The organism is Pseudoalteromonas sp. XMcav1-K (genome assembly GCF_044005875.1).
GTDB lineage: Bacteria > Pseudomonadota > Gammaproteobacteria > Enterobacterales > Alteromonadaceae > Pseudoalteromonas > Pseudoalteromonas spongiae.
In genome coordinates this window covers 51,738-59,143 of the sequence record NZ_JBIPJE010000019.1, presented here as the reverse complement: position 1 = coordinate 59,143, position 7,406 = coordinate 51,738, and the positions used below count along the sequence as shown (strand labels likewise).

4 protein-coding genes and 1 pseudogene are annotated in these 7,406 nt (G+C 43.0%); 3 read left to right on the top strand and 2 right to left on the bottom strand.

From position 1 onward, the window contains the following. The 3 genes and pseudogenes from ACHSBP_RS01400 to lysS all read left to right on the top strand — a co-directional run. Positions 1-213 (top strand): annotated as a pseudogene (locus ACHSBP_RS01400) (single-stranded-DNA-specific exonuclease RecJ); the annotation flags it as partial. A 120-nt stretch (positions 214-333) separates the two neighbouring features. Further along, positions 334-1,432 (top strand): peptide chain release factor 2 gene (gene prfB / locus ACHSBP_RS01395; RefSeq protein WP_096035283.1). Its coding sequence is split into 2 segments (ribosomal slippage): positions 334-408 and positions 410-1,432, totalling 1,098 coding nucleotides; the frame shifts between segments, so codons are not numbered across the junction. Positions 1,433-1,460: 28 nt separating this feature from the next. Further along, positions 1,461-3,002, top strand: a complete 1,542-nt coding sequence (gene lysS, locus ACHSBP_RS01390; protein WP_395387985.1) for a lysine--tRNA ligase — start codon at positions 1,461-1,463, stop codon at positions 3,000-3,002. Between the two features lie 84 nt (positions 3,003-3,086). Here lysS and ACHSBP_RS01385 read toward each other — a convergent pair whose 3' ends face one another. After that, complete coding sequence (locus tag ACHSBP_RS01385; protein WP_010560791.1) at positions 3,087-3,935, bottom strand: HDOD domain-containing protein; 849 nt, start codon at positions 3,933-3,935, stop codon at positions 3,087-3,089. Between the two features lie 141 nt (positions 3,936-4,076). Next, positions 4,077-7,406, bottom strand: a complete 3,330-nt coding sequence (locus ACHSBP_RS01380) for an efflux RND transporter permease subunit (RefSeq protein WP_395387984.1) — start codon at positions 7,404-7,406, stop codon at positions 4,077-4,079.

The following is a 7,406-nucleotide window of genomic DNA, read 5'->3' as shown; positions in this document are numbered from 1 at the left end:
ATTCAACAGCGTATGGTGGGCGAAAAACATTTAAAATTAGTATTACGACATGCGTCGGGTTTAGATGTTGACGCGATAGCCTTTAATGTTGATTTAAGAGCGTGGCCAAATACCGCAGCCGAAAAAGTTCGTTTAGCCTATCAGCTTGATATTAATGAGTTTAGAGGTAAGTTTTCGCTGCAATTACTGGTTAGCGAAATACAATTGGCATAGATAAGAAATATTTATGCGAAAAAATGGTTTTGAATCTAATCAAAACCATTTTTTTTTGCTAAAATTCCCGCCTTTGATTATTGCCAAGAATTCGGGCAAAACACCTGTTGGAGTGATGTAATGTTTGAAGTGAATCCTGTGATTAACCAAATCAAGGAAATTCGCGAACGCACCGACCAACTTAGGGGGTATCTTTGACTACCCTCTTAAGAAAGAGCGGTTAGAAGAAGTTAATGCCGAATTAGAAGATTCAGCAGTATGGAATGAGCCTGAAAAAGCACAGGCGTTGGGTCGTGAAAAATCGAGCTTAGAAGCAATTGTTGAAACTATCGAAAATCTTGAGCAAGGCGCTGAAGACGTTGAAGGTTTAGTTGAGCTGGCTGTCGAAGCCGAAGACGAAGACACCTTTGCAGAAGCAGAGTCTGAGCTTGAAGACTTAATGAAGCAACTTGATAAGCTAGAGTTCCGTCGTATGTTCTCTGGTGAGCAAGATGGTAACGATGCTTATATCGACTTACAGTCAGGCTCGGGCGGTACTGAAGCACAAGACTGGTGTAACATGCTGCTGCGTATGTATTTACGCTGGGCTGAAGCAAAGGGCTTTAAAGCGGAAATCGTTGAAGCCACCGATGGTGATGTTGCCGGCATTAAAGGTGCAACGGTACGTGTATCAGGTGAATATGCTTACGGTTGGTTGCGCACTGAAACAGGTGTTCACCGTTTAGTACGTAAAAGCCCATTTGATTCAACAGGTCGTCGTCATACATCATTTGCTTCGGCGTTTGTTTATCCTGAAGTTGATGACAACATTGAAATTGATATTAACCCGGCAGATTTACGTATTGACGTATATCGTGCATCGGGTGCGGGTGGTCAGCACGTTAACCGTACAGAATCTGCGGTACGTATTACTCACTTACCGACCAATACGGTAGTACAGTGTCAAAATGACCGTTCGCAACACAAAAACAAAGCACAGGCAATGAAGCAATTAAAAGCAAAATTGTTTGAGCTTGAAATGCATAAACAGAATGCTGAAAAGCAGTCACAAGAAGATGCAAAATCGGATATTGGTTGGGGTAGCCAAATTCGTTCGTACGTTCTGGATGATTCTCGTATCAAAGATTTACGTACTGGGGTCGAAAACCGCAATACTCAAGCCGTATTAGACGGCGATTTAGATAAGTTTATCGAAGCCAGCCTGAAATCTGGCCTTTAATTTAAACCAAGCAACTTAGAGCTATAACATGACAGATCAAATTCAAGACGAAAATAAATTGATTGCAGAGCGTCGTGCCAAGCTAGATGCGATTCGTGAGAATTGCTCAGCTAATGGTCACCCGAATACTTTCCGCCGTGAAAATTACACAGCAGATCTACAAGCTAAGTTTGGTGATAAATCGAAGGAAGAGTTAGTCGAGTTAGACCACCAAGTTTCAGTAGCAGGCCGTATTTTAGCAAAACGTGGTCCTTTCCTTGTACTTCAAGATATGAAAGGTCGTATTCAGGCGTATGCGTCTAAAGACGTACAAAAAGATTTAAAAGAGAAGTATGGGCAGCTTGATATCGGTGACATCATCGGTGTATCGGGTCCGCTTCATAAATCAGGTAAAGGTGACCTTTACGTAGATATGGTTCAGTACGAGCTACTAACTAAGTCACTGCGCCCATTACCAGAAAAATTCCACGGTTTAACAGACCAAGAAGCGAAGTACCGTCAGCGTTATGTTGACTTAATCACTAACATGGATACCCGTGAGACGTTCCGTATTCGTTCAAAAGTGATTGAAGGTATTCGTCGTTTCTTAGCTGAACGTGACTTTATGGAAGTTGAAACGCCAATGCTTCAGGTTATTCCTGGTGGTGCAACGGCGCGTCCATTCGTAACTCACCACAACGCGTTAGACATCGATATGTACTTACGTATCGCACCAGAGCTTTACCTTAAGCGCTTAGTTGTTGGTGGTTTTGACCGCGTATTTGAAATTAACCGTAACTTCCGTAATGAAGGTCTTTCAACGCGTCACAACCCAGAATTCACAATGATTGAATTCTACCAAGCATACGCTGACTACAACGACCTAATGAACTTAACGGAAGACATGTTACGTACCGTTGCACAAGACGTACTAGGTACAACAACGGTTGTTAACACAGTTAAGAGTGAAGACGGCGAAGTTATTGAAACAATCGAATATGACTTTGGTAGCAAGTTCGAGCGTTTATCTATGGCTGATGCCATCATCAAGTTTGGCCCAGATGCAGCTGAAATAGCGCATATCTTCAAAGATCCTGAAAACCACTTCGACGAGCTAGTAGCTTATGCGAAGAAAGTACACGTTAAGATCCCAGAAAAATGCGTATGGGGTGCAGGTAAGTTCTTATGTGAGATCTTCGAAGAAACAGCTGAGCACAAGCTAATTCAGCCAACTTTCATCACAGAGTATCCGTGGGAAGTGTCGCCACTTGCACGTCGTAACGATGAAAACCCATTTATCACTGACCGTTTCGAATTCTTCGTAGGTGGCCGTGAATTAGCAAATGGTTTCTCAGAGCTTAACGATGCAGAAGATCAAGCGGCACGTTTTGCACGTCAGGTTGAAGAGAAAGATGCCGGTGATGATGAAGCAATGCACTTTGACGATGATTATATCCAAGCACTTGAGTATGGCCTACCGCCAACAGCAGGTGAGGGTATTGGTATCGATCGTCTAGTAATGCTATTTACTGACTCACCAACGATTAAAGATGTAATCTTATTCCCGCATATGCGCCCGCAAGCGGACTAAGCAACGTCTTATAAAAAACCCAGCTATATGCTGGGTTTTTTGTTTTCAAGGGGCTGTAAATCCTGTTGAATTTGTTAGTTATTCTTAATGCGATGAAATTAAGTACTCTTCTACATCTTCTTTCAGATCTTGGAAGTCATATTCATCGAGTTGTAAGGTGTCTAATACTAGCTGTTCTATTGCGTGCCATTGTGGTTCAGGGCGAAAGTTCCTAGCGACATGCACTAGGTTTTCAGCTAAGCGTAAACAAGCAAAGCAACTGCGCTCAAATTTATCGTTTGAGGCATTAAAAAAATCATTACTGTGATGTTGCAGAATTATTTGGCAAATTTGTTTAGGTAAGTTCCAACTCGTGGCTAAGTAGTAGCCAACAACCGCGTGATTAGTTTTGTATTTCTTTTCTTCTTTATGTATTAACAGGTTACTGTCATTTTCACGGTGCTCTTGCAGTAAATGGGTGTAGCCTTCAAAGCGAATTGCCATCGCGGGTGTACCCGCATCGTGAAATAAACCTATTAAGTGTAAATTTTCAGGTGGTAGGGGCGATTTTAAATGTTGCGCAATAATACACGACACATTAGCGATGTCGTTAGCGTTATCCCAAAAACGATTTAGTGGTAACGAGCATTTACTTTGGTCATAGGCTTGTTTAAGTAAATAGCCAGTCACTAAGCTGGTAATGTTCTCAAGACCTAAAAACATTACGGCTTGGCGAATATCACTTATTGTTCTGGCAAGGCCGTAATAGGGACTATTTATAATTTTGAGTACGGCAGCTGATGTTGCCACGTCAGCGGCAATAATGTCTGCAACGCGATAAAGTTCGGGCTCGTGGTTTAGCTCATCTTGCAGTGCTTGCAAAATATCAGGCTTAGCTGGAATGGTGAAACCAGCTGCAACATCGCTCAGTATTTTGTTATCTATTTCAATCATTAGTTCGCTTATTTTTAACAAGCCACTTAATTACTATAGACAAAGATTGTCGAGCTGTTGCAATAGTGTGTGTTATTTAGGCATAAAAAATCCCAGCAAGTGCTGGGATTTTTGGTCAGTCATCAATTTAGATTTCCATATCTAAGCGGCTGTCCGTAAATCGGTGTCTTCTGAATTTTGTTTAATATCAGAATCCTTAAGTAAGAAGCTTAATATGACTGGCACTAAAATCAAAGTGAATATTGTTGAAACCACTAAGCCACCAACCACAACACCACCTAAACCACGGTATAGCTCACTCCCCGCACCTGGCATTAACACCAGTGGTAGCATGCCGCCAACCGAAGTAAGTGTTGACATCATAATAGGGCGAACACGACTTTCAACCGACTCCTTAATTGCCATTTGTGCACTTAACCCTTTGTACTTCAGGTTGTTAAGTGCTTGGTGCACAATTAAGATGGCGTTGTTTACAACCACACCCGCTAAAATTACGAAACCCAATAGCGTTAACACATCAAGGTTTTGAATTGGCGTATAGCGGTCAAACACACTTGCCCAGTGCACAGCAGCAAGGCCCATAAAGCCACCTAGTGTTGCAAGCGGTACACTTACCATAATTACTAATGGGTATTTCCAGTTTTGGAATAAAATAACCATTACCAGATACACGACAAACATTGCCAAAAATAGGCTCGAACTCAAGGTGCCAAACAAACTACCATCACCTAACAGCGACTTTTTAAGGTCAGCCAGTTTACCGGCACTACCAGCAAGATTCACTTCAACGGCAGGAGAGATTGCACCCGCGCCTCGCAGCTCGTCGACCATAGTATTGACTGATGCAATGGCCTGTTCAAGTGGCATGCCAGCAGGCGGTGTAAACTGTAAGGTTACCGCGCGCTGACGTGAAACGTGCTTAATTTGGTCAACGGTTTGTGTGCGTTCAACAAGCGCAAGAGACTGTAAATCAACTACCTGACTTTGCGGTGTAGCCAATGGCGCTTGCATTAGTGCATCAATTGGAAAATCACCTTGCTGCGCGTTGGTTACAATCTTAAGGTCTTTTAATTCACCGCCAACCGCAAAACTGTTCATCATAATTATGCCATCACCGTTTGCTTGCACAGCTAGGCCTAAATCACGACGTGTCATGTTGAGTTCAGCTAAACGCTCATCTAGCGGCTTAATTGAAAGCTCTGGTGTTGGCAATAAAAAGTTAGCGGGCTCTGGAATGGTTGCATAGGGACCATAGTTACCAATTAACTTAAACAGTAGCGCCGTTGCGCCATTAGTAATTTGTTGCAAATCGTCACCAACTAAGTCGATTTGAATTGCGCTACCCGTTGTACCACCTGTGTTAAAAAGAGGGAACTGGAAAGCAAAGCCAATTACATCGGGTGCGTTTACGCCCATTAATGTTTGGTTTAGAAAATCTACCGCATCAATGGTTTTGTCCGCTTCTTTTGGGATCATGCCATGGAGGATTTGACCGTCCATCGCAACCAAAAAGTAGTGGTCAATCTCTGGCGCTTTAATGGTGCTGCCATCCATTAATTGAATATCAGGTGTACTTTGCGTTAAATCTGGCTCACTACCACGAATAACAGTTTCTGCATGGAATTTATCACCGGTGACCTCCCAAGCTGGGCGTATCACTTTTTCGATGCGATTACCGATTTCTGACACCTGATCAAGGTTGTATCCTGGCGGCGGTACCATAAAACCGAAAGCAAAATTACGGTTACCTTTTGGTAAGTAATCAAGCGGTGGAATAAGTAGTGCAATACCCACAAGTGTTACGACTGCAAAGCTAGTTACAACGGTAACTTTACGTTTTGTTGTGCTCGAAATTGCGATAAACAAGGCGCCAATTTTGTTTGGTAACTTCGCTGCTTTTTTCTCAAGTTCAGCCAGCTTACCAGTTCTTAATTTTACTTGTTTTGACTCACTACGAGCACGTAAGAAGTAAGCGCCCGCTACCGGAATAACTAAGACAGATACGACAAAACTAATAAAGACTGCTGCCATGATGGCAAGTGATATATCGCGAAAAAGCTGCCCAGCGCTATCGGCAATAGTTAAAATTGGCACAAATACGACGAGCGTTGTCATGGTTGACGCAAATACAGCACCGGCAACTTCTTGCGTGCCTTCAACACTGGCCTTAAGCGGCTTTTTGCCCATTTCTAAATGGCGGAAAATATTCTCGATTACCACAATGGCGTTATCAACCACCATACCGACAGCGAATGCCATGCCAGCAAGTGATACGATGTTAATTGAACGGCCAAGGGCAACCAAAATTACCACAGACGCAATCACTGAAATTGGAATTGCAATAGCGATAACGCCAATAGTGCGCAGTGAGCGTAAAAATAGCAGTAGCGTAATTACGGCAAGTAAGCCACCGACCATAATATTGCTTTGTACTAAATCAATGGCGTTTTCAACATAGCTTGATGAATCCCACGTAGTAACAAGCTCAAAAGTACCATTTACGCCTAGCTTCTTAGCGTGTTGCTCAAGCATACCATCAGGTTTATTAAGTTCAGCAATTTCCGCTTTTAGCGAGTTCATGGTTTCAAGTAAGTTAGCACCATGCGCCAGCTGAAAGTTGAAAAATGGCATTTTAACACCACGGGCACGCACCCAATCTCGCATATCTTTGTAATCGAGTTTTACTGTTGCGATGTCTTTAACATAAACCGGGCCGCGGTTGTCTTTGCGAATAACGATATTTTCAATGGTTGCCGCATCGGTAAAGCGACCCATAGCGCGCACGCGAATATCATTTTTACCGTCGGGCAAACGACCACCTGAATAATTGGTGTTGGTAATTTGAATCGCATCTACTAGTTGGCTGTAGGTAATACCAAAATTGGCCAGTTTGACGGGGTCAATTTGAATTTGCAGCTCTTGTTCACGAGCACCTAAAATTCCTACCTTGGAAATACCTTTGATGTTCTCAAGGCGCGGACGTAATCGACGCTCCATAAAATCATACAAAGTCGTGTTATCGAAACTCGGATCAGTTGCTGCAAGGCCCACCCAGGCGATGTAATCCACCGACATAGGATCAACGCCTTCAACGGTCGGTTCAGATACACCCATAGGGTAGGCGGGTACTTCGTTAAGCTTTTGTACTACTTCTGCTTGTGCTTGTTTAATATCGGTGCCGGTTTCGAACTCTAAACGCAATTGAGCGGCAGAGGTTTGGCTGATACTGGTTAAAGAAATTAGTCCGTTTACATCGGATAGTACTTTTTCCTGCTCAATCACCACGTCCGATTCAATTTCTTCAGGGCTTGCGTTTTCCCAAAAAGTACGCACGCTGACGACTACTGAATCAACTGATGGGGTCATTTGAACGGGTACTTGGGTAAAGGCGAGTACGCCCGCCAATACCGATAAAATTACAGCAACGATTACACTAATAGGTTGTTTAACCGCGCTTTCTACAATCTTCAT